This is a genomic window from Bacillus hominis (assembly GCF_018332515.1).
Classification (GTDB): Bacteria; Bacillota; Bacilli; order Bacillales; family Bacillaceae_G; genus Bacillus_A; species Bacillus_A hominis.
The window spans coordinates 1-759 of record NZ_BOQD01000160.1; the positions used below are offsets into that span (position 1 = coordinate 1).

Consider the following 759-nt stretch of genomic DNA (forward strand, 5'->3'; position numbering starts at 1 on the left):
TAAAGTGAAACTTTAATTAGTGAGGGTTTTGTTCCATCCCCCACTGATTATTAGCCCTCACCAATCGGGTTTTTACGGGCAGTTGATCTCCCACCTAACTCCCTCGCATTCGCCAAATTTTGATGTGGGAGTTTTACTGCCCGTTAATACGGGATAAAGTAATTATTTAAGAAAGAGGAGAAACGATGAAGACAAATACGAAGAAAGAATTGATTTCATGGATTAAGACGATAGGTATTACACTTACGATTGCCTTTATCGTTCGTGGGGTGCTATTTACGCCGTCATTAGTACAAGGTGAGTCGATGATGCCAACTTTAGAAAATAATGAGCGAGTTCTCGTTAATAAGATTGGTTATAGTATAAACGGATTAGATCGTTTTGACGTTATCGTCTTCCACGGAAAAGAAGGGTACGATTTAGTAAAACGAGTAATTGGTTTACCAGGTGATACAGTTGAGTATAAAGATGATGTTTTATATGTAAACGGAAAAGCGATGGAAGAACCGTATTTAAAAGAATTTAAAGAAAAGGCGTCTGGCCGTGTATTAACTCCTGATTTTACGCTAGAACAAATCACAGGGAAAACGAAAGTGCCAGAAGGCCAAGTATTTGTTTTAGGAGACAATCGTGAAGTTTCTAAAGATGGTCGTATGTTTGGATTTATTTCAGAAGATGAAATTGTCGGAAAAGGACAAGCTGTTTTCTGGCCGTTGAAACAAGTAAGAGCGTTATAAAGTAAAGCAAAAGTATGGGAGA

General features: G+C 37.9%; 1 protein-coding gene. It reads left to right on the plus strand.

The genetic code is table 11. The annotated features are described in order from the left end of the window. The first annotated feature begins 185 nt into the window (after window positions 1–185). Window positions 186–737: a signal peptidase I gene (gene lepB, locus KI356_RS16620; RefSeq protein ID WP_128280467.1), complete on the plus strand. Its 552-nt coding sequence runs from the start codon at window positions 186–188 to the stop codon at window positions 735–737. Window positions 738–759 lie beyond the last annotated feature (22 nt).

Coding starts and splice junctions, on each gene's coding strand:
- lepB (WP_128280467.1), top strand. CDS start 186: ATGAAGACAAATACGAAGAAAGAATTGATTTCATGGATTAAGACGATA.